Consider the following 21853-nt stretch of genomic DNA (forward strand, 5'->3'; position numbering starts at 1 on the left):
AACCTGGTATAATAGAAAAAGGCTCCACTCGGCCTTAGGATATGTTTCACCAAAAGAGTTTGAGGAGCTTTTACACAAACAAAAAATTGCGGCTTAATATCTTGTCCGCTTTATTGTTGCAATTCCAATTTAACTAAAATAAAGACAAGGTAAAGAGAATCTACTTTATGCCTTGCCTCACTTGTCACTACTGTAAACTTTTGTTTGATTTATTGAATCAGGGTGCTATTAGACCGGCTTCTTTGACGGATCAACAAATCATTAGCAATATGGAAAATCGAAGTTTTGAATATTCAGCTCAACCACGCTACTTTTTGTTCCGGGTTGTGCTCCTGTCCGATAATGTCTTTATATAAGTCCGGTCGGCGGGCTTTTCGGTAGCGGTGGCCGCCGGCTTGGGTTAGTTTTTCCGGTGTACAGGTGGCAATTGCGATGTCGTCCCCGAGTTTCCTGCATTCGGCGATAACATCTCCGAAAGGATCGAGGATCATCGAGCAGCCGTTTTTAAGCTGGTCATCGTCCATTCCGATCGGGTTTGAGAAAATGGCGTAGATCGCGTTATCATAGGCGCGTGCGGGCAGCCACTTCATCAGCCAGGCGCGGCCTTTCAGCCCGTCGAATTCCAGGCGGAGCGAAAAGTCCGGCCAGTATCGCAATGTTATTTTTCGCGGCGATGCCGGTCAGTGCCTGAATGCTGGGGCCGTCGGGAATGAGTTCTGCGAGGTCCGTCAGTTGCGCGCGGTCCAGTTTTCTTGCAAAAGAATACCCTGTAACAGAGCATTCATGAAATGCGATCACCTGTGCGCCCTTCGCCGCTGCCTCTGCCGAAAGTCTGTCGATCGCTTCGAGGTTATACTTTTTGTCGCCACTTCTGTTTTCAAACTGGGCCGTCGCGATACTGATGTTTTGCATGTGAGTGTTCTTTCTTTGGTCAAGTTGAAAGTCTACATATTCTCAAAAAATCAGACGAATAGTCGCCGGTCGCGAAGTTTCAATTTTTCAGAGTGATATTTTTATGCTCCGCAATGATATTCAGGATTGTATCGAAATACGTCTCACCCGTCCCGTTTTCCAGTGCAGCCAGTTTTGCTTCAAACAGCACGCTATTAAACTGAGAACCAGGTTTTAATTTTTCCAGAAAGTAGGCTTTGGTGGCTTCATAACCCAGTGCAGCCCGGCTTTTCTCAATATCCTGCCACACGACTTCGACTCTTTCTGCATTGCGTATCACCCCAAATCCGCCGTAAAGTAAATCGTCAAACGCGTCCAGGCTGGGTCCGATCTTCCAATTTTCATCAGCCATAAAAACGCGGTTTATCTCATCATAAAAAGAAGCGATATCTTCTACCAAGCTGCCGTTGATCACCAGTTGCATCATTATGAAAAAGTTAACATTCCGCGTAGTATTGACTGATACGAAATTTGTAATTATGTTTAATACTATGAAAACATTCCTTTATAGTTTGCTTTTTTTAGTGGTATTGTCCTGTAAAAATTCGGGGCCGGAAGTAGTTACCCGGCCGGATACAGTGCTCGATGAATACCGCGATTGGTATACGCTGAAAGCACCTATCGATCGCCAGATTGCTGGTGTATGGGGCAATTATGACAAAACGGTATTGATCTCGACGATGTTCCAGTTGTTTCGCACGACGGATCAGGGCAAGCACTGGGAGCAGGTACACGAACAAAGTATAGCTATGTTCGGTGTCGTGCAATTTCAGGATACGCTGTTCACAATGAATGGATTAGTGAGCCAGTCGAAGATGGGCGACCAGCAGCAGATTTTGACGACTGCCGATAATTATAGTGTCGACGATGGTAAAACGTGGCACCGATACGTTGCGCGGAATCCGATATTAGGAAGCACTCCGGAATTTGAATCCAAAGACAAATTTCATGTGAACCCAATTCCTGGTCCGGGCGCGCTGACTTCTGAGATTAACAGAGTTTTCCTGGACGGGCCCAATGCGACCACCGGTGTTTTTGAGACGCCCGGAGTGATTACTTCAACCGGCCGGCGGATCGATCTCCCGCAGCTCCACCAGCTGCAAAGCCTGTTCCTGGATGATCAGCAAAGGCTTTACGTTACCGGTAGCGACGCAGTTTGTTCGGATGTTAGGTCGGGTTTATTCGGTTTTTGCAACAGCAAAGCTGGCAGGGGCGTCGTGTACATTTCAAAAAGACCGCTGCTTTAATCATTTGCCCCGCGGTTACTATTCACTTTTCAAAACCTTCGCCGGATTGTTGCGCGCCGCCTTGACGGTCTGTGATCCGATCAGGAAAAAAGCGAGCAGCATGACGATCAGCGAGCCTCCCAGCATATCGCTTATGCTGATTGCCTGGTGATAGGGAAATTTGGTAAGTACCACCTTGTCGAAAAATAAATAGGTAACCGGCAGTGCGATCACGGTTGAAATCACGAGCAACAGCAAAAATCCTTTGCATAGCAGATAGATCAGTCCCGTTTCACTGGCACCCAGCACTTTGCGGATGCTGATCTCTTTTAATTTGGTTTCCGTTGTGAAAACGACCATTCCGAACAACCCCAGCGACGCAATACAGATCGCCAGAAATGCGATGACACCGATGATTTTGAGTATTAGCGAAAACTGCGCGTACGCTTCTTCGATTTGCTCGTCGTAGATTTTGGCATCCAGTTCATGCACCTTGTCTACCTTCCGCCACACTTTTTGAATGCTCTCTAAAGTCGCTGGTAAATCCTGAGAAACGATTTTTACATTGAGATACCTGTCCGGCTCGCTGGAATACCGGAACATCACCGGCTCGATGCGGTTTTCGAGTGAACCATAATGGAAATCTTTCACGACACCGACGATTGCCAGCTGCTGACCGCTAACAGAAACGATCTTTCCCAATGCTTTCTCAGGATTTTGATCACCGATATTAAATTTTTTTAAGACCTGCTGATTGACAATAATCTCGCTTTCTTTCCCCTTTTCGGGTCTCGCCGTGAAGTTTTGGCCAGCCAGGAATTGGTGCTGATGCAGCGGCAGGTAATGTTCGTCGACCTGATTTTCCCAAACCAAACTGGAATCCGTTTCGTAAGTAAGGTTTGTGCCGTGCTTTGAGCCCAGACTGGTGATCATCATCGATTGCGAAATACCCTTTACTGCGGGGATCTGCGCGATTTCTTTTGCTAAAACATTTCCTTTATTGCCTTGCAGGCGGAGGTTAATGATGTTTTCGGTTTTAAAACCCAGATTAAATGTAACCAGTCCTTTGTACTGATTGTAGCCGATCAGCGTGGCCGCGATGAAGATAAGCGAGAGCGTAAACTGAACCACGATCAGCACCTTCCGGATCCCGACGCGGCGGAAAATCTTCATACTTGAAGCGTCTTTCATCACATGCAATGCATTCATTTTAGAGAAAAACAATGCGGGCATCAAACCCGCGGCAATACCCGTGATAACCGCCAGCAGAATGAAATAGAGGATGTTTTGAATGGAGATATTGAGTGAAAAAACGTCGGCAATGTGCTTGTCCAGATCTAAAAACTCTTTACGCAAAACCATAAAAAGGGCGAACGAAAATACCAGCGCCAGCAATGCGATGATGACAGACTCCGCCATAAATTGACCCAGTACGTGACTTTTCTGTGCGCCGATGATCTTCCTGATCCCCACCTCGCGCGACCTGCGCATGGACCGGGCTACGGAAAGATTGGTATAATTGAAGCAAGCTGAAAGAATGACCACAATCGCCAGACCACACAGCGTCCACATCACAGGCGGCGCGAAGGTGGGGCCGATATTGTTCATAAGCGATCCGCCAAGTACAATATCCTTCATCGGTTGCATAGAGACCGATACTGTCCGGTTTGTGAGTGTTTTATTTTCCTGCTTGCTCAGCCGGTCAAGCGCGGGTTGCAATTTGGTCGCATCAATGGTTTCCGGGAAAGTCACATACACATAATTCTGCCAAATATTGGCCCAGCTGTGCAGGTCGGCGTCGTTGTGTCCGGCGTCAATCGATGCCAGCGAGATCAGTGCCTGAAAATTGATGTGAGAGAGTTTCGGGATGTTCTGTACAACGCCTGTCACCGTATAAATTGTTGAGTCGAACCGGACCGTTTTGCCCAGCGCATCCGATTCACCGAAGAGCTTTTCCGCTGTCTTTTCTGTCAAAACGAGGGACTGCGGCTCTTTGAGTGCTGTTTCAAGATCACCTTTCAGCAGAGGGAATCTGAATACTTTCAGGAACGAATTATCCGCCCAGGTCGCCTCGATCGGAACCGTGGAGTTACCCACTTTCGCATCGCCCGAAAAACCAGCCCGCATTGCCGTCACATATTCAATCGCAGGGATCGACTCTTTGATTTTTTCGCCTACCCGAATCGAGGTTGAAGCCAGATTAGTCTCCGACGTCTGCCCATTTTCCACCGTTTTCGTGATTATGCGGTAAGTCCGGTCTTTTTTATCCTGAAAATCATCGTACGAATACAGGTCGCTGACAATCGAAATCACCAGCAGCCCAACCGACATACTGACCGCAAGTCCGACGATATTGATGAGGGAAAAAAGTTTGTTGCGGACCAGGCTCCGCCGGGAAGTCTTAAAATAGCTGCCGATCATAATCCAGTGGATGAAAAAGTGGAAGAATTCTATTTTTCGGATGGTATAAGGTCTGAGGAATTTAAGTACGTCGAGGATATAGATCAGCCGGGCGCTTCTGACACCTTTGCGGGCTACATTGCGCTCGAAATATTCGTTGAGATCGCCTTCGAGGTCTTCGAGCAGGCGCGGGCGGCAATACCAGTGTAAAAAGCGGGTGGCCCAGCGGGGTGGAGTGGCTTTCGGTTGCTGTTTCATATCGAACCTTCCAGATTAAAACCGGGAATGTTCCGCCAGATATTTTCGCGCACTTCTTTGGATTTCACAAGCGCGACTTTTCCGGCGTGGCTAACCTCGTAAAAGCGTTTCCGTTTTCCTCCCCGCGCGCTCGTCGCCTCGCCGAGCCGGCTCTTCGCCAGTCCCTTCTCTTCAAGCCGGTTGAGTACCGAATGTACCACACCTAGCTTGGCAGTGCGGCCGGTGTATTTTTCAAGCTCATCACATATTGCCACGCTGTATGCTTCGCTGGCCAGAGAGGCGATCGTCAGCAGGACAAGCTCCTCAAATTCTCCCAAATTGGCTCCTTTCATCTATTTAAGCACATATCTTTATATTATCACCAAATGTATGTAAAATGGGTTTATTAATTTATGTTTTGTATGTAAAATAGTTTTTTGGCTAAATCAGCACTAGCCTCCCAATACCAGGTAACTATCCCTGCAAATTCTCTTTATTTGCTTTTAACAAATACCTCTATCTAAACTTTTATGAATTACAGGAATACCTGCATTGTTTTTTTGCTTTTTGCCTTCCATTGTTCCATAGCCCAATATGCATTGGAGCCGGGCTATTTGCTTGTTTCTGAAAGCGATACTTTGAAAGGGTACATTGATTACAAAAACTGGCCTTATAACCCGGAGACGGTCAGTTTTAAGGCGTCACCGGAAGCAGAGGCTAAAACTTTCGGATTGGGTGATTTACACGGATTTTTTGTTCACGGTGAAAACTATAAGAGAGGGGAAGTGGAGATCGATCCCGGTTCGTCTAAGATTGAGGATTTGTCATATTCGCCTTTGCCCAAACTGGAAAAGACGGTTGTTTTTTTACTGGTTATTAATGGCGGCGCTAAAAGTCTGTATTATTTAAAAAGCAGGGACAACAGAGTTCATCTTTACGTGAGCGACAAGCCCGGCGATTATCAGTTATTGCTCAATCACAGATATTTATCGAGCGGCACTTCACAGATCGTGACCGTACCACACTACCGGGAACAGTTGAAGAATTTCTTCTCCGAATGACGGTTTGGTGGCGGACAATACCAGGATATCGTATTCCTCGCGCGCCATCGGGAAATTGTTTGATCAGTTTTACGAAAAATGCGCTTCCACAAAGCCTGTAACTTCCTACAAGTCTGAGTCGCCGGTAGGTCAGTTTGGAATAGTAGCCGGGTTGTCCGCTACTAAGCTTGATTTTGAAGGAAATTATGATCCTAAGGTACCTGACGCAAACTTTCCAATGTCCTATAATGCAGCCGGAGGACTTTTCTTCAATCTGTTAATACCCAGGCTAAAAGAACGGGTGTCGATCTACAATGAGCTTGCATTTACATCTTACAAAACGAGTGAGAGTTATCAGACGGATTATTCGGGCAACAGTTTTATCAGGGTCACCAACAGTTTGGGTTTTGGGTATATCAAGCTGACCAATATGGTCCGGTACTATATTCCAGCGGGTAATTTGAAGGTATTTCTGAACGCGGGCATATCAAATGCGGTTACTGTTTCGGAAACGAACGAACAGAAAACGGAAAGCAAATTCTCGACGCCGGAGCCGGTGGTTACCAAAAAGCTGGTGCTGGGCTCAACGCGTAGCTATGAGTTTGGGCTGGCGGCCGGTTTAGGTGCCGTCTACAAACGCTTTGGTGCCGAGCTGCGTTATGAATCTTCGGATGGAATTTCCGATTTTTCCAATCTGAAGTCCTCCGTAAAACGCTATTACTTTTTGCTTTCTTACCGTTTGAAATAGCCAGCTTTTGACAAAATAACCTTTAAAATGGAAGAGAAATCAAGTAATCCGCTGTTGTGTGACATCGAAACGGGCATGTGTGAAATCGACGATGCATCGGTAAAGCTGGAAAATGCATCAATAGCTGCTGCCGATAAATTGGTGAAAATCATCTATTTCACAGATCCTATTTGCTCTTCTTGCTGGGGTATTGAGCCGCAACTCCGTAAACTCAAACTTGAATATGGCGAGTATATTCAGGTGGAATACAGAATGGGCGGGCTCCTGCCTGACTGGAATTATAATAGCGGCGGCATCAGCAAACCATCCGACGTGGCGCCCCACTGGGACGAGGTAAGTGAGCATTATGATATGCCTATTGACGGCGACGTTTGGCTGGAAGATCCGCTGCATTCCTCTTATCCACCCTCGATCGCATTCAAAGCGGCGCAGTTGCAGGATCAGAGCAAGGCGCTGGATTTGCTCCGCGAATTACGGGAAATGGTTTTTTTGAAAAAGATCAATATTGCAAAATGGGAAAATCTGGCGGTCGCTGCGAAAACAGTCGGTCTCGACATGGAAGCTTTCGAAAGAGATTTTAACGGAAATGCCGAAGCTCTTTTTAAAGAAGACCTGAATTTCGCTGCGTCGCTGGGAGTCCGTGGTTTCCCGACCATGTTTTTCGCCGATCAGGAGGGGAACCAGGAGAAAGTGTATGGTACCAAGCCCTACTCAGTATACGAATCAGCGCTTCTGAAGCAGCTTCCCGATGCAGTTAAAATGGATATTGATCCAAAATGGGAAAATCTGTTTGGTAAATATAAAACCCTTACTTCCAAAGAATTTTCCGAACTCTCACAAACCCCCCGCAACGAAACCGACGCAATCCTTCAAAAGCTGGTTGACGAAGGGAAGCTTACGAAGTTAGTTAGTAAGAATGGGGTGCTTTGGATGAGGTGAATTACCCCCAACCCCCTGGGAGGGGGCTTTTCGTTTGACTTAGTGAACAATGCAAAGTCCCCTTATTCGTCGGTTTATAAAACCAAGCAAAGTCCCCTTCAGGGGATTTAGGGGAAAATTGCCCAAACGCCCCAACCCCAAAACTACACTCGGGGACACCTACAAACCCCAATACCGCGACGCCCAGGCGATCCAGGTACTCCAGTTCGGGCCGGTGCTGTGCCCGCCTGCGTGTTGGCGGTAAGCAATATCACCGTTAATAAGCGGCATACCTAATAGAGGGAATTCGGTGGTACCCATATCTTTTTTGCCTAATAAACGATACACCGGGCCTGCGTGGGCGGCTGCGAGAAACATTCCTTTGGCATCGCCCCATTGCCCTTCCACTTCCGGGGAACCGGCGCTGATGAATATTGGCCGGGGGGCGCAGAGTGCCACTAATTGGTGGGCGTCCACCGGGAGATCATCCGCAGTGAGCTTGCTGGCATATTTAATAAAAGTGCCTGAAAACCAGTGATATGCGCCCGAGGAAGCGAGGTTCTCGACCTGTTCACCAAAGATTCTCCTCAATAACTTCACGCCGCCCGCACCCGATGATCCGATGAAACCGAGTGCGATGCGCGGCTCGAATGCCATCGCTACAGCCGCGGCTTTTCCATATCGCGACAGTCCCTCTATGGCCAGTTTTTTCGTATCAACATCCTTATCGGTCTCTAAATAATCGATCACGCGGCTCGCTCCCCAGCCCCAGGCCCGCAGTGCGCCCCAATCTTCCGGTTTCCGGTGTGCACCTTTATTCACAAGTCCGATAATACCGTGGGTAAGCCCCGCACCATTATCCGCCTGAATGCTGGCCGGCGCAATTACGGCATACCCCCAGCCGCGCGAGATCAGCTGCTCCTGCCAGGTCGGTTCGCCGGCTGAGCCCATACCGATCGCCTGAACGTTGCCCGGGTTAAACTGCGAGCGGGGGAAACTGAACTCAATCACCACAGGGACAGCGCCTTTTGCAGCCAGCGGCGTCGCCAATATCAGACTGATCTCGACCCGAATAGCAGGGTAGGTTGAGTTGTCCACGATACCTTTCAAAGTTTTTTCCCGGATCGCCTGGTTACCTACCAGCGTGTCTTTCGTTGACACCAGCTGCCATTTTACAGCAGGAATATTCGCAGGCATTCGCCCGTATATTTCACTTTCGAAATCCGCGACGATTTCCGGTCTTCTTTTTTCAAACCAATCTTTTGCATTCTTTACTTTCTGTCCGTTCTTCAAAACCAGCGGATCTGGCAATGTGTATTTGTTCACTTTTTCCTCCGAGCTGTTGGCTGCATTGGGATCCTTTGGATTGCCGGAAGGACCTTTGCGAAGCTGATCTGCGGCGATGCCCAATTGTTGCAGCATATTGTTGTGATCAGCGACCGTGGCCTGTTTCAGACTGTCGCGCTGGGCAGGGGTAAGGTTGGATTGCGCCAGCGCTGAAAAGCTGAGGCAGCTTGCTAACAGAATGTGTTGGATAGATCTCATGTGATCAAGAAGACGAAAAAAACCAGTAACACCCGCAATCAACTAAGAATTTAACTAATTCACGACGAATTTATAAGCTCCGAAGGTAGTGCGCAGGGCAAGAATAGAATCTGGCACGAACTTGCTTTGGAAACAATATGTATAAAGTGAGGTAAAAGTTCGTTTCTTTCTGCGATGCAAAGTTGGTTTTGGCGTTTTTGTTGGGTAGTGGCCGGGGTGCTGGGATGGGTGGAAAAGGGCGCGGCTCAATCCAATGAATACCAGTTTGCCCGGTTCAATACGGAACGCGGACTTTCTCACAACCAGGTCAATTGCTTTTTAAAAGACAGCCGGGGATTTGTCTGGATCGGGACCGCCAATGGGCTCAACCGGTTCGACGGCTATTCTTTCCGCGTTTTCAAGCCCATTCAGGGCGATTCCACTACGATATCAGAACGCCGGATCATCGCGATCTTTGAAGATCCGCAGGGGTATATCTGGATCAATACACAGGTTGGGTTTGATATTTATGATCCTGTTACTGAGCGCATTGACCACCATGCCGATGCGGCGGCCAAAAGACTGGGACTGCCCGACGCCAATTTTAGCCGCATTATCAAAACCCGCTCGGGCGACTACTGGATTAACCATAACCGGCTGGGCTTACTGAAATTCCTGACACGTTCCAAAAAGATCGTAAAGGTCAGGTTTGGCCCTTCCGAGGACCCGTCTGCTCCTGCGAAACGTGTTATCTCTGATTTTGACGAAGATGTACTTGGCAACCTCTGGGTTGTGTGTGACGACGGGTTTCTGGCCCGCGTGAATGTGCAGACTCAAAAAGTCGACGTGCAGAGCGAAATGTTGCAAAATCGTAACCTGGGCAACTTATCCAATCACAAGGTTTTTGTGGATGACGATGGCGAACCCTGGGTTTATGTTGTGAAAGCCGCATTGGGCGCGTTTTATTTTGATTTTAAAAACAACACTTTACGCGTCGCCAATACTGCCGGCTCTGATTTTCGGCTCAGTAACAATACGGTAAGCTCGATGGTAGCCGGCCCCGACGGGCGTATCTGGCTCGGTACTGACCACGGCGGGATTAATGTATTAGATAAAAAGCGCGGAACAGTTTCGACCCTGTTGTTCAATCCCGGCGACCCGAGGACGATCAGCCAGAATAGTATTCAGGCTTTGTATAAAGACCAGACCGGGATGATCTGGGCGGGTACGTTCAAGACAGGGTTTTGCAGCTATCACAAGAATATCTTCAAATTTTCACTCGTTCAGCACGCGCCCGGCGACCCGGGCAGTCTGCCTTTCGACGATGTGAATATGTTTGTGGAAGATCGGAAAGGTAACCTGTGGCTGGGTATGAACGGGGGAGGACTGATCTATTTTGACCGAAAAAATAACAGTTTCAAACAGTACCGGCATATTCCAGGAGACCCTAATAGTTTGAGTAACAATGTGATTGTCAGTTTGTTTCTTGATAAAAGTGATGTACTCTGGATTGGTACCTACTTTGGCGGACTGAACAGTTTCGATGGCAAAACCTTCACCCGCTATCTGCATAACCCGGCCGATTCCACAAGTTTGATCGACGACCGCGTTTGGGAGATTTTCGAAGATTCACAAAAACGTCTTTGGGTAGGTACGCTGGCCGACGGGCTGGATTTATTTGACCGAAACAAAAAGACTTTCCGGCATTACCAGCGTGCGGCCCCCAATTCGGTCAACTCGGACTATATTTCGGCAATGCTCGAAGACAAGCAAGGAAATCTCTGGATCGGAACTGCCAACGGAGTCGACGTTTTAATGCGGCAAACTGGCCGGTTTGTGCATTATGCGAATAAGCCTGGCGATCCGGCCAGTTTGAGCAGCGACGGGGTTACCTCGCTCGCACAGGACAGTTTCGGCAATATCTGGATCGGTACTTCCGAAGGTCTGAACCGGTATGACGCGCGAAATAATGCATTTGTATCCTATAATACGACCGACGGGCTGCCGGATAATTCGATTTTGACAGTGGCTGTTGACGAAATGCAAAACCTGTGGCTCGGTACGCCCAAAGGTTTGGTCAATATCAATATCTCCAAACGAAACGGCGGATTACCGACAGCTTTTCAGGTTCGTACTTTCAACGAAGTTGATGGATTACAGGGTAGGGGATTCAATGAAAATGCGGCGCTGAGGCTGCGTTCAGGGGAAATGGTATTCGGTGGTGCCAATGGTTTTTCAATTTTTGACCCCAAACAAATCTCTGACGAACGTATTTCCGCAAAAGTAACGCTCACTGATTTTCAGATATTCAATAAAAGTGTACAGCCGGGCGAATTATTCGACGGGGAAGCGGTGCTGGAAAAATCAATCTCGCTTACCGACCGCATTGTGCTGGAGTACAGCCAGAATGTATTTACGATTGAATTTGCTGCTCTGAATTTCCTTCATCCCGAAAAAAACCATTACATCTATTCGCTGGAAGGATTTAACGATCAATGGTTTGAGGCGGATAATACGCGAAAGGTAACTTACACCAACCTGGATCCAGGCACTTACGTGTTCAAGGTACAGATGAAAGAAGGCGGCGCTTCCACGGAACGTAGCCTTCGGGTTGTGATTTTGCCGCCTTTCTGGCGCACGCCGTGGGCTTATGTACTTTATTTCCTGATCGCAGCCGGCGCATTGATGATCGCGCGCTGGATACTGATTGAACGCGAGCGGATGAACTTTAAGCTGGAACAGGAGCGGCACTATGCCCAGCAAATGCATGAGCTGGATATGATGAAGATCAAATTCTTCACCAATGTGAGCCACGAGTTCCGCACGCCGCTCACGCTCATGCTCACGCCGCTGGAAAATCTGTTGAAAAATATTAGCGCGGACCACGCCGTACACCGGCAGCTTTCGCTCGTGCACCGGAATGCCCAGCGCCTTTTCAATCTCGTAACCCAGTTACTCGATTTCAAAAAGCTGGAAGTGGAGGAAACGGAGTTCCGGCCCGAGCGGGGAGATATTGTTAGGTTCCTGAGCCAGATCGCACAGACTTTTTCGGATCTGTCTGAGCACAAGCATATTCGCTATCGTTTTGAGAGTGAAGTAACATCGCGCTATGCAGATTTTGACCAGGATAAATTGTCGAAAGTAATGTACAACCTGCTTTCGAATGCATTTAAGTTTACCCCTGAAAATGGCGAAGTCACCGTTACTTTAAGGATTGTAAGTCAGGATAATAGTGAAACTTTGGAAATAAGCGTCGCTGATTCCGGTATAGGTATTCCTCCTGAGGCGCAGGCCAAGGTTTTTGAGCGTTTTTACCAGCATCCGATGCCCGACAAGATCATGAACCAAGGCAGCGGCATCGGGCTTTCCATCGCCTGGGAATTTGTCAGAATGCACGGAGGTACCATTGAATTGGAAAGCTTTGTGGGCGAAGGGAGCACGTTTACGGTCACTTTGCCTTTGCTGAACAGTCCGGCGCGCATTCCTGCATTGCCCGCAGCGGACGTACCGTCGACCCCGGAACCCGTCGCGGAAATTGAACTTCTTGCTGAAAAACCCGTCAAAAACAAGCCTCTGGTATTACTGGTGGAGGATAATGACGAGTTCAGGGCCTATTTGAAAGAAGTATTTGAAAAGGAATACGAGATACTTGAAGCTCCGAACGGAAAGATAGGGTTGGAAATTACGCTCGAACATATTCCCGATCTGATCGTGAGCGACGTGATGATGCCTGAAATGGACGGGATCGAGCTCTGCCGCGTAATCAAAACCGACCGCAGGATTTCACATATCCCGGTAGTATTGCTCACGGCGCGGGCCGAGGAAGAGCAGCAGCTTCAAGGTTACCAGACCGGCGCCGACGCATATGTGACCAAGCCTTTCCGGCTGGACATTTTGCAGGTGAGGGTTGCGAACCTGATCCGCCAGCGTGAGCAGTTGCAGCAGCAATTCCAGCAGCACGTTGAGATACGGCCGAGCGAAGTGGCGGTACGTTCACTGGACGAACAGTTTGTGAACAGCGCCGTCAAAGTAGTCGAAGCGAACCTGGCGAATGCGGAATATACCGTCGAGGAACTGAGCGACGCGATGTCGATGAGCCGCGTTTATCTCTATAAAAAAATACTATCATTAACCGGCAAAACGCCGATCGAATTTATCCGCATTATCAGGATCCGGCGCGGTGCGGGCTTGCTCGAAAAAAGTCAGCTGAGCGTTTCCGAGATTGCCTACCAGATCGGGTTCAACAACCCTAAGTATTTTGCGAAGCTCTTTAAAGAAGAATATAAAATGCTTCCGACTGCCTACCGCAAGCAGTTCGTCGACCAGGAATAGTACAAAAGATCAGCCTGATACTAACATATCCGAGAAATATGCCTGCTCATTACCTGCTCAATCATTTTTTTGAGTGTTTCTTTTACAAATGCACTTAGAGGTGAAAAAATAGCCTGATTTTTTGCGCTAGTTTACAAATGACACCCTATTTGTAAACATTAAGATCCCTTGCCGCACGTTTTTTAAAGGCACATTTGTCCAACTATTCATTCGATTTATACCAAAACCAGGACCTCAACCCAGAGGTATCGGAAAAGTATAAATTCGAAAGTGAACCAATAGTAACTTTATAAAACCAAACAACATGCAACAAAATTTGTACGAAACAAGGCGGGTTAATCGCAGCTTGCATTTCCTCGCCGGGTTGCTACGACCTCTTCTTCTGACATTGGGAATCATGGGCGCTGGGCTGGGTGCCTTTGCGCAGAGCGATGCCAAAAAAACCATCACCGGTACCGTAGTTTCGGTTGAACGTGATGATGCTATTCCGGGCGCGAGTGTGGTAGTGAAAGGAACTTCCAACGGAACTACTACCAACGCAAGGGGTGAATTTACGATTGAGGCGGCTGCCGGAAATACGCTGGTTGTTTCCTTTATTGGTTCTGTGACGCAGGAAATTCCGGTGGGAAACAAAACTAAAATTGATGTCAGATTGCAGGAAAGCATTGCTGCGCTGGACGAAGTGGTGGTAGTAGGGTATGGGGAAATGAAAAAAACAGACGTTTCCAGTTCGCAGGTTACTGTTTCGGGTAAAGATCTGAGCAAAACCATCAATACTTCACTAGAACAAGGTTTACAAGGTCGCGCGGCTAACGTGATGGTGCAGCAGAACTCAGGTCAGCCGGGAGCTGCTCCTTCGGTTTTGATACGTGGTCTGAGCTCGCTGACAGGTACAACGCAGCCATTATATGTGATCGACGGTGTGCAGATCAAGCCTGATAACATGCGCGACGATCCCAACAACCGCCCGACGGGTTTTTCAAATATCCTTTCAAGCATTAACCCGGACGATATCGAAACGATCAACGTTTTGCAGGGGCCTTCTGCCACAGCGATTTACGGTGCGGTAGGAGCAAACGGGGTTGTGATGATCACGACGAAACGCGGTAAGGCGGGTGAAGCTAAAATCACATTCAATGCATTGGTTACCCTCCAAGCGGAGCCGAAACATATTGATGTGATGAACCTGCGGGAATATGCGCAGTTCCGGAATGAGGCTGCTGCTGTGGGTAGTACTGCTACCGAGCCGCAGTTTGCCGATCCGTCTGTTCTGGGCGAAGGTACTGACTGGCAGGGCGCACTTTTCCGCCCGACTACTTTACAGAAATACTCTGTAGGATTGAGCGGCGGTACTGAAAAATCGACTTATTATCTTTCAGGTGAGTATTTTAATCAAAAAGGTATTGTAGAAGGTTCTGGTTTTAAACGTTATAACGGTCGTTTGAACCTGGAAAACCAGACACGTAACTGGCTGAAAATCGGTGCGAATATGAGTGTTGGTATTACGGAAGAAAAAGTAAATACCAACAACGGAGGAATTATCCAGCTTGCATTGGACCAAAATCCAAGTGTGCCGGTAACGAATCCTGACGGCAGCTGGGGCGGACCTGTTTCTACACAGTTCCAGTTTACCAACCCGGTGATGATCTCCAAGATCTACAACGATTACAACCGCCGGACCTCTATTCTGGGAAGTTTGTACGCAGATATCAAACCATTCAAAAACCTGACCTGGCACACGGAAGTGAACGGTAGCTCTGAGATTTTGAAATACTATTCCTACCATCCATCTTATACAATCGGTGGTTTTGTAGTATCGCAGGATGCGGCAACTTCAAGAAGGGATGCGAATACAAATAACTGGTGGAGCTTACACAGCCGTTTGACCTACGATTTGAAACTGGGCAAACACGACATTAACCTGATGGCCGGCCACGAGGCGCAGGCATTTACTTATGAATCGCTTACAGCTTCACGTAAGAAGTTCATTACCAACACGATTGAAGAACTTTCGGGTGGGGACGCATCGGTTATTTCAAATGTTAGCAACAACAGCGGTAAAGGCGCAGGATCACGGGAATCATATTTTGCACGTGTGAATTACAGCTTCAACGAGCGCTATATCGTACAGGGAACTTACCGGATGGACGGATCTTCTGCATTCCGCGACGGCCGTCGCTGGGGTAACTTCCCGGCAGTTTCGGTAGCGTGGCGCGTATCGGAAGAGGCTTTTCTGAAAGGTGTGAATGCGATCAATGACCTGAAACTGAGATTCGAGATCGGACGCTCGGGTAACCAGGGAAGCGGTGGCAATGCCATTTATTCCACCCTTCAAACAGTACCTACCGGTTGGGGAACAGGCTTTCTGGCTTCCAACTTTGCCAACGAATTCCTGACCTGGGAAAAGGACGATGTGATCAACGGAGGTTTGGATCTGCACATGTTCAGCAACCGCGTGGAGCTGATCGTGGATGCTTATATCAAGAATATCACAAGTCTGATCACGGTTAACTCTTATCCTTTCACTTATGGTGGTGACATCGCTTATTCACCAGGGTACCTGAGCTGGCCGGCTGTGAATGCAGGTTCGATGAAAAACCGTGGTGTTGGGCTTACATTGAATACAGTGAATATCGATAAAGGTGGTTTTTATTGGAGAACAGGTATTAACCTTTCGTTCGACCGCAATAAGGTAACCTCACTGCTGAACCCTATTACGCCGATCTGGAATGCAACTTCAGTTGGTTTTAAAACCGAGGAAGGACAACCTGCAAGTATGCTGACCGGCTACGTGGCAGAAGGTCTTTTCCAGAATGCGGAAGATATCAGAAACCACGCGATCCAGACTTCAAACGGCGAACTGACCATCAATCCACAAACAGGCAGCTGGGTAGGAGATACCAAGTTCAAAGACCTGAATGCCGATGGCGTAATCGATGCAGAAGACCGCACGGTGATCGGTAACCCTTGGCCGAAGTTTACATTGGGTTTCAATAACAATATGACCTACAAGAACTTCGAGCTGAATGCATTCCTGACAGGAAGTTTCAAAAATGACATTCTGAACTACCCGCGCTACCGTGCAGAAGTACCGGGCAATGGTGGTGTGTTTGGAAACCAGTGGAAATCAGTAGCGAACTATGCACGTCCAAGCAGCTATGCAGCAGGCGACGCAGAGAATGTTACGCTGACCAACCCTGGCCACGTAATCCCGCGTATAGCACCGGGTGACCCGAACGGTAACAACCGGATGAGCACCAACTTCATTGAAGACGGCAGCTACGTGCGTTTGAAAAACATCACAGTGAGCTACAACTTCCCGAAATCGTTGATGAAAGACCTTTTCATCCGCGGGCTGAAAGCTTCGGTAGGTGCTCAGAACCTGTTTACAATTACCAAATACAAAGGTTATGATCCTGAGGTTGGTATGGTGAACTACGGTGGAACTGTCATGGCAGGCGTGGATACTGGTCGCTACCCTTCGGTTCGGATGTATTCTTTCGGTTTGACGGCTGATTTCTAATCGATTCAATTTTAAATTCAAAAGACCTTTTTATATGCAATTCAAAATCAAAATCTTGGCGGCTATCAGCACATTGATGCTTTTGCAGGGATGTAGCGAGGAATTCCTCGATCGCCCGCCGCTGGACGCACTTACCTCGGGTAATTTTTACAAAACCGATGCGGAGATCCTGGCAGGTACCGCGCCGCTTTATAATATAGTCTGGTTCGATTTCAATGATAAGGCGAATATGTCTTTTCAGGAGGCGCGGGCTGGTAACCTCAATTCCAATGACCGCACAGCTTATGTAAAACATGCTGTTCCTTCAACGGATGTGAACACGCTTTTGCCAGGTTATAAATCGTTTTACAAGATCATCGCGCAAAGCAATAATGCTTTCAAGGCGATCAATGAAGCAACGGGAAGCACTGCTTCGGCCGCTGTGAAATCGCAGGGATTGGGCGAATGCCGTTTTATGCGCGCTACTGCCTATTACTACCTGGTGACCAACTGGGGAGCTGTTCCGATCGTTTACGACAACGTGGCGCAGCTGAACGAAGCGCCGGTTCGTAACCGCATTGAAGATGTGTGGAAATTGCTGATCCAGGATTATCGTTATGCAGCGGCAAACCTGCCTGCAACTGCCGATCAGGGACGTTTGACAAAATATTCTGCGGAAGGAATGCTGGCCCGTATGTACCTGATGCGCGCCGGCTTGAACCAGAGCGGAACGCGTAACCAGTCGGATCTGGACAGTGCGAAATACTATGCGGAGGATGTGATCACAAAAAGCGGCCGCACATTGGCGCCGACTTATGGCGAGCTGTTCGAAAGTGCAAATCACAATGCATCCAAAAACAATGCAGAAAGCCTTTTCTCACTGCAATGGATGCCGGTAAGTAATCCCTGGGGTGTTAACAATTCGTTCCAGGCGTATTTTGCCTACGATGCCAATATCACAACTACCGGCGACGGCTGGGGTGCAGCTCAGGGACTTTCAGCGGATCTGGTAAAGTATTTTACAGAAAATCCGGCAGATTCACTTCGCAGAAAAGCGATTGCGATGTTTGACAGCGACGTGTATCCAAATCTCCAAAAAGCGACCGGCGGTTTGAAATATGTGCGCCCCGAACAGCTTGCTGCGATCAAAAAATACATCGTAGGTTCACCTGCTGACAATGGTGGTTTGGGTGGATTTATGGCGGCTAATATCAATTCCTACATGCTGCGCCTTGCCGAGGTATACCTGATCTACGCGGATGCAGTATTGGGTAATGCGGCTTCAACTTCGGACGCAAAAGCATTGGAATACTTCAATGCGGTTCGTAAAAGGGCTGGTTTGGCTAATAAAACTTCTCTGACTTTCGAAGATATTTTCCAGGAAAGAAGGATTGAGACGGTATTTGAAGGTAACTCCTGGAATGAAGTGGTACGCTGGTACTATTTCAATCCCGCCAAAGCGATCGCTTACACCGCTAAACAACGTCGTGAGAACTATACGATGACGTATGTGCCGGGTTCTACCAATCCGAAAAAATATACCGTAACGTATTCTCCTGCTGAGTATTATCCGCTGGCGGCGAACACTTTGTACCTGCCATTTCCGGAAGGAGAGATCGTGAATGCGCCTTCGTTGAAAGACGAGCCGGTTCCTTTCGATTTCAGCAAACTTGTTGACTAACCCTAATCTACGACTGACAATGAATTTCAGGAATATATTTAAAACAGCCTTCGGACTGTGCTTGGCGGCAGGAATGCTGCTTTCGTTCCAGAGCTGTAATGATGATGATGTAGACGGCGCGCCGATGATCAGCAATGTTCGTCTGCTCGATCCTACCAAAGCCGACAGTTCGCTGAATGCGGCTGAACCGGGAAGTCTGATCGTGATCCAGGGCCAGAACCTGGGTAGTGTGATGAAAGTGTATTTCAATGATTTCGAGGCTACTTTCAATGCAGCACTGGGCAGTAATTCCAATGTGATCGTGACGATACCTGCGAATGCACCGACCAAAGCGGTGGATCCAGCCGTTTCCAATAAGATCCGGGTTCAAACGAAAGGCGGTGAGGCTACTTACGATTTCGTACTGTCAGCACCGACTCCGGTTCTTTCGGGTTTGTATTCAGAGTTTGTGAAACCGGGCGGTAACCTGATTATCGGCGGCGATTATTTCTACAATATCAAATCTGTAAAAGTAGGTACGACCGATCTGCAAATCGTGAACAGCTCTGTAAAACAGATCACGGTAAAAATGCCTGCAACTGCTGTTTCGGATGTTATTACGGTTGAAGGAGAGTTTGGTACCGTAAAAACGAGCTATAAAGTGAACGGTACCGAGGGTAACCTTGTCAACTTTGATATTCCGGCAACAAGCTGGGGTTCCGAAGTTTGCTGGGGCGCAGCTCCTATTGTACCAGCCACAGATCCGGCTGCTATCTCAGGCAAGTTTTCGAGAATCAAACAAACCAAATTACCTGCAACGGGCTATGCGGACGCTTGGGTATTTTCTACTTGCAGCTTCGATTTTAAACTAGCCGCCGGACCAGCTTCGGAAAGACAGTTCAAATTCGAGCACAATATCGCAGAACCGTGGAAAGCGGGTAAATACGATATTACGATCACCGCCGGAGGAACTGAATTCAACTATTCATTCCAGCCATGGAACTCAACTGAATACGCAGCAACTGGCTACCAGACCAACGGTTGGAGAACCGCTGTGATCGAGCTTTCAGAGTTCAAAAACGCAGCCGGCGGCAGCATTCTGGATGCATCCAAGATTACCGATTTGAAAGTGCTATTTAATACGCCAGATGTAGCGATCGCTTCATTCAATGGTAGTGTGGATAATTTTCGGATTGTGAAGAAATGACCTCACCCCCGGCCCCCTCTCCCGCACGGAGAGGGGAGTTTGCGGGAATGGCTCCTTTGTTGCTGACTTGCACCCTTACCTGTCACGCTGGCTGCACCTTTACCTGTCACGCTGAGCGGAGTCGAAGCGACGTGCACACCGCACTTCGGCTGCGCTCAGTGTGACAAATACACTTCGGCTGCGCTCAGTGTGACAAGCAACAGTCAGTTTACATTTCATGAATACTGCATGTATAAGACCCTCCTCTTTCTCTTTATATCCCAGTTCGCTTTTGCGCAGATCGAGATCAGGATCGACGGAGCCGCGGACGTAAAACGCATTTCTCCCTACCTCTACGGCCGCAACAACTCCTTCTCTTCCACGGATCCGAACTGGACTTTGCCGGAGGCGGATCTGGTCAGGCTGCGTGATGCGGGCGTGCGGTTTTTTCGGGAAAGCGGGGGGAATAATTCTTCGAAATATAACTGGCGGAGGAAACTGGGCAGTCACCCGGATTGGTACAATAACGTGTATTACAACAGCTGGGACCAGACTGCGCTCACGCTGCAAAAGCATTTTCCGAACGCACAGGGAATGTGGGCTTTTCCACTTCTGGGTTACGCAGCGAAAAGCAATGCAGCCAACTTTGCGGATTGGGACTATAACCGGTCGCAGTGGTGGGAAGGTGTGAACCAGAACCTGGCCGGCGGCGGCGTACCGAATGCAACCGGTACCAAAGCCAAAACCGAAGGGAATACCAGTTTATATCTTGAAAAGTGGAATGCTGATTCGTCGGTTGCGATCCTGGATCACTGGTTTGGGTCAAAAGGTTTGGGGCTGAAAAAAGAGGGGATCCGGTATTGGAACATGGACAATGAGCCGGAGATCTGGTCGGGGACGCACGATGATGTGATGCCGAAGCAGGTATCTCCTCATGAATTTATGCAGCTTTATATTGATGTTGCTAAAAAGGCGCGGGCCAGATCGCCTGATATCAAGCTCGTTGGGCCGGTTACGGCAAATGAATGGCAGTGGTACAACTGGGACGGAAAGCCGGTGACGGAAAACGGAAAAACGTATCCCTGGCTCGAATACTTCATTAAATCCATTGCAGAAGAAGAGCAGAAAAGCGGCGTGCGGCTTTTAGATGTGCTCGATATTCATTTTTACCCCGGCACTAAAAAAACAGAGGAAGTGGTGCAAATGCACCGCGTTTATTTTGATAAAAACTACATTTTCCCCGAAGCCAACGGTGTAAAAACCATCAATGGCGGCTACGACAATACTCAAACCCGCGAGTACATTTTCGCCCGCTGCAACGATTGGTTGACGCAATACCTGGGTGCCGATCACGGGGTAACACTCGGTGTGACGGAAACTGGTATTGATGAAAGTATAACCCCGTCCGTTACGGCCGTCTGGTATGCTTCGACGCTGGGAGAGTTTATGAAAAACGAGGTGGAGATATTTACGCCGTGGAGCTGGAAGCCGGGAATGTGGGAAACCTTACATTTGCTGAGCCGCTTCAACCAAACGAATTCTGTCAAAGCTGTTTCCTCGAATGAAACCCTAATATCTGCTTACCCGAGCATCAATGTGGCCAAAGATTCCATGACTGTGGTCTTGATCAACCGCTCACCTGATCAGAATCAAACTATCAATATCCAGATTGAGAACTTTCTGCCTTTGAAAGAGCAGGTACCAGTTTATACTTTATCACAACTTCCTGCCACCGAAACCTTCGTTTCACGTGCACAAAATGCATTGAAGAAGTCCGAGCTGAATGTGGCTGATAATACCATTGCTATCACAATTCCTGCGATGTCGGTGACTTCATTTGTACTGCGGGGCGGGGGAGAAGTGACGGGCGTGGAAACAGAAACAGCAGCATTTCAGGTTTTCCCAAACCCGACCTGGGAAAATTTAACCGTTAAATGGATTGATAGTGATTTTGAAAAGATCAGTATCATCGAAAATAGCGGAAGACGGATTTACGAAGAGAAGCTTGCAAAGTCGCAACGCGAAATAACCATTAATTATAAACTGACCAGCGGCATTTACCTGGTCCGCCTTACCGGCTCCAACGGCCGGTCGGTTGTCAAAAAAATCATTGCCCGCTGATTTCGGGC

13 protein-coding genes and 1 pseudogene are annotated in these 21853 nt (G+C 48.2%); 9 read left to right on the plus strand and 5 right to left on the minus strand.

The window, feature by feature from the left end:
• Positions 1–293 precede the first annotated feature (293 nt).
• Positions 294–912: pseudogene (locus LZG94_RS23665) on the minus strand (nitrilase-related carbon-nitrogen hydrolase).
• A 79-nt stretch (positions 913–991) separates the two neighbouring features.
• Positions 992–1378, minus strand: coding sequence for a barstar family protein (locus tag LZG94_RS23670; RefSeq protein WP_233794140.1), 387 nt, complete (start codon positions 1376–1378; stop codon positions 992–994).
• Positions 1379–1442: 64 nt separating this feature from the next.
• Between LZG94_RS23670 and LZG94_RS23675 the strand changes: the two genes are divergently transcribed.
• On the plus strand, positions 1443–2198 hold the full coding sequence (locus tag LZG94_RS23675; RefSeq protein WP_233794141.1) for a hypothetical protein: 756 nt from the start codon (positions 1443–1445) through the stop codon (positions 2196–2198).
• A gap of 18 nt (positions 2199–2216) precedes the next feature.
• On the opposite strand, the gene LZG94_RS23680 is transcribed toward LZG94_RS23675, so the two are convergent.
• Both LZG94_RS23680 and LZG94_RS23685 read right to left on the minus strand, forming a co-directional pair.
• Positions 2217–4835 (minus strand): ABC transporter permease, encoded by a 2619-nt coding sequence (locus LZG94_RS23680; RefSeq protein WP_233794142.1) that lies wholly within the window; start codon positions 4833–4835, stop codon positions 2217–2219.
• Positions 4832–5167, minus strand: coding sequence for a PadR family transcriptional regulator (locus LZG94_RS23685; protein WP_233794143.1), 336 nt, complete (start codon positions 5165–5167; stop codon positions 4832–4834). The genes LZG94_RS23680 and LZG94_RS23685 overlap by 4 nt, the downstream gene beginning before the upstream one ends.
• 177 nt (positions 5168–5344) lie before the next feature.
• Here LZG94_RS23685 and LZG94_RS23690 point away from each other — a divergent pair, with 177 nt between their 5' ends.
• The 3 genes from LZG94_RS23690 to LZG94_RS23700 are packed head-to-tail and all read left to right on the plus strand — an operon-like array spanning position 5345 to position 7541.
• Complete coding sequence (locus LZG94_RS23690) at positions 5345–5875, plus strand: hypothetical protein (protein WP_233794144.1); 531 nt, start codon at positions 5345–5347, stop codon at positions 5873–5875.
• A gap of 7 nt (positions 5876–5882) precedes the next feature.
• Positions 5883–6602 (plus strand): PorT family protein, encoded by a 720-nt coding sequence (locus tag LZG94_RS23695; protein ID WP_233794145.1) that lies wholly within the window; start codon positions 5883–5885, stop codon positions 6600–6602.
• A gap of 27 nt (positions 6603–6629) precedes the next feature.
• The gene (locus LZG94_RS23700; RefSeq protein WP_233794146.1) at positions 6630–7541 is read left to right on the plus strand and encodes a ClpXP adapter SpxH family protein; all 912 of its coding nucleotides are present in this window, start codon (positions 6630–6632) and stop codon (positions 7539–7541) included.
• A gap of 159 nt (positions 7542–7700) precedes the next feature.
• On the opposite strand, the gene LZG94_RS23705 is transcribed toward LZG94_RS23700, so the two are convergent.
• Positions 7701–9065 carry an acetylxylan esterase gene (locus LZG94_RS23705; protein ID WP_233794147.1) on the minus strand — a complete coding sequence of 455 codons (1365 nt, stop codon included), beginning with the start codon at positions 9063–9065 and terminating at the stop codon, positions 7701–7703.
• Positions 9066–9239: 174 nt separating this feature from the next.
• Here LZG94_RS23705 and LZG94_RS23710 point away from each other — a divergent pair, with 174 nt between their 5' ends.
• The 5 genes from LZG94_RS23710 to LZG94_RS23730 all read left to right on the plus strand — a co-directional run bounded on the left by LZG94_RS23710 (position 9240) and on the right by LZG94_RS23730 (position 21845).
• The gene (locus tag LZG94_RS23710) at positions 9240–13376 is read left to right on the plus strand and encodes a two-component regulator propeller domain-containing protein (protein ID WP_233794148.1); all 4137 of its coding nucleotides are present in this window, start codon (positions 9240–9242) and stop codon (positions 13374–13376) included.
• 304 nt (positions 13377–13680) lie between these two features.
• Positions 13681–16899 (plus strand): TonB-dependent receptor, encoded by a 3219-nt coding sequence (locus LZG94_RS23715; RefSeq protein ID WP_233794149.1) that lies wholly within the window; start codon positions 13681–13683, stop codon positions 16897–16899.
• Positions 16900–16933: 34 nt separating this feature from the next.
• The gene (locus LZG94_RS23720) at positions 16934–18559 is read left to right on the plus strand and encodes a RagB/SusD family nutrient uptake outer membrane protein (RefSeq protein WP_215232187.1); all 1626 of its coding nucleotides are present in this window, start codon (positions 16934–16936) and stop codon (positions 18557–18559) included.
• Positions 18560–18578: 19 nt separating this feature from the next.
• Entirely contained in the window at positions 18579–19745 is a 1167-nt protein-coding gene (locus LZG94_RS23725; RefSeq protein WP_233794150.1) for a glycan-binding surface protein, read from the plus strand.
• A 228-nt stretch (positions 19746–19973) separates the two neighbouring features.
• Positions 19974–21845 (plus strand): glycoside hydrolase family 44 protein, encoded by a 1872-nt coding sequence (locus LZG94_RS23730; RefSeq protein WP_233794151.1) that lies wholly within the window; start codon positions 19974–19976, stop codon positions 21843–21845.
• Positions 21846–21853 lie beyond the last annotated feature (8 nt).

The organism is Dyadobacter sp. CY343, assembly GCF_021390335.1.
Taxonomy (GTDB): Bacteria; Bacteroidota; Bacteroidia; order Cytophagales; family Spirosomataceae; genus Dyadobacter.

What these genes read in the sequence shown, in the direction of transcription:
- LZG94_RS23670 (WP_233794140.1), bottom strand. Translation starts at nt 1,378, where the DNA reads ATGATGCAACTGGTGATCAACGGCAGCTTGGTAGAAGATATCGCTTCT.
- LZG94_RS23675 (WP_233794141.1), top strand. Translation starts at nt 1,443, where the DNA reads ATGAAAACATTCCTTTATAGTTTGCTTTTTTTAGTGGTATTGTCCTGT.
- LZG94_RS23680 (WP_233794142.1), bottom strand. Translation starts at nt 4,835, where the DNA reads ATGAAACAGCAACCGAAAGCCACTCCACCCCGCTGGGCCACCCGCTTT.
- LZG94_RS23685 (WP_233794143.1), bottom strand. Translation starts at nt 5,167, where the DNA reads ATGAAAGGAGCCAATTTGGGAGAATTTGAGGAGCTTGTCCTGCTGACG.
- LZG94_RS23690 (WP_233794144.1), top strand. Translation starts at nt 5,345, where the DNA reads ATGAATTACAGGAATACCTGCATTGTTTTTTTGCTTTTTGCCTTCCAT.
- LZG94_RS23700 (WP_233794146.1), top strand. Translation starts at nt 6,630, where the DNA reads ATGGAAGAGAAATCAAGTAATCCGCTGTTGTGTGACATCGAAACGGGC.
- LZG94_RS23705 (WP_233794147.1), bottom strand. Translation starts at nt 9,065, where the DNA reads ATGAGATCTATCCAACACATTCTGTTAGCAAGCTGCCTCAGCTTTTCA.
- LZG94_RS23710 (WP_233794148.1), top strand. Translation starts at nt 9,240, where the DNA reads ATGCAAAGTTGGTTTTGGCGTTTTTGTTGGGTAGTGGCCGGGGTGCTG.
- LZG94_RS23715 (WP_233794149.1), top strand. Translation starts at nt 13,681, where the DNA reads ATGCAACAAAATTTGTACGAAACAAGGCGGGTTAATCGCAGCTTGCAT.
- LZG94_RS23720 (WP_215232187.1), top strand. Translation starts at nt 16,934, where the DNA reads ATGCAATTCAAAATCAAAATCTTGGCGGCTATCAGCACATTGATGCTT.
- LZG94_RS23725 (WP_233794150.1), top strand. Translation starts at nt 18,579, where the DNA reads ATGAATTTCAGGAATATATTTAAAACAGCCTTCGGACTGTGCTTGGCG.
- LZG94_RS23730 (WP_233794151.1), top strand. Translation starts at nt 19,974, where the DNA reads ATGTATAAGACCCTCCTCTTTCTCTTTATATCCCAGTTCGCTTTTGCG.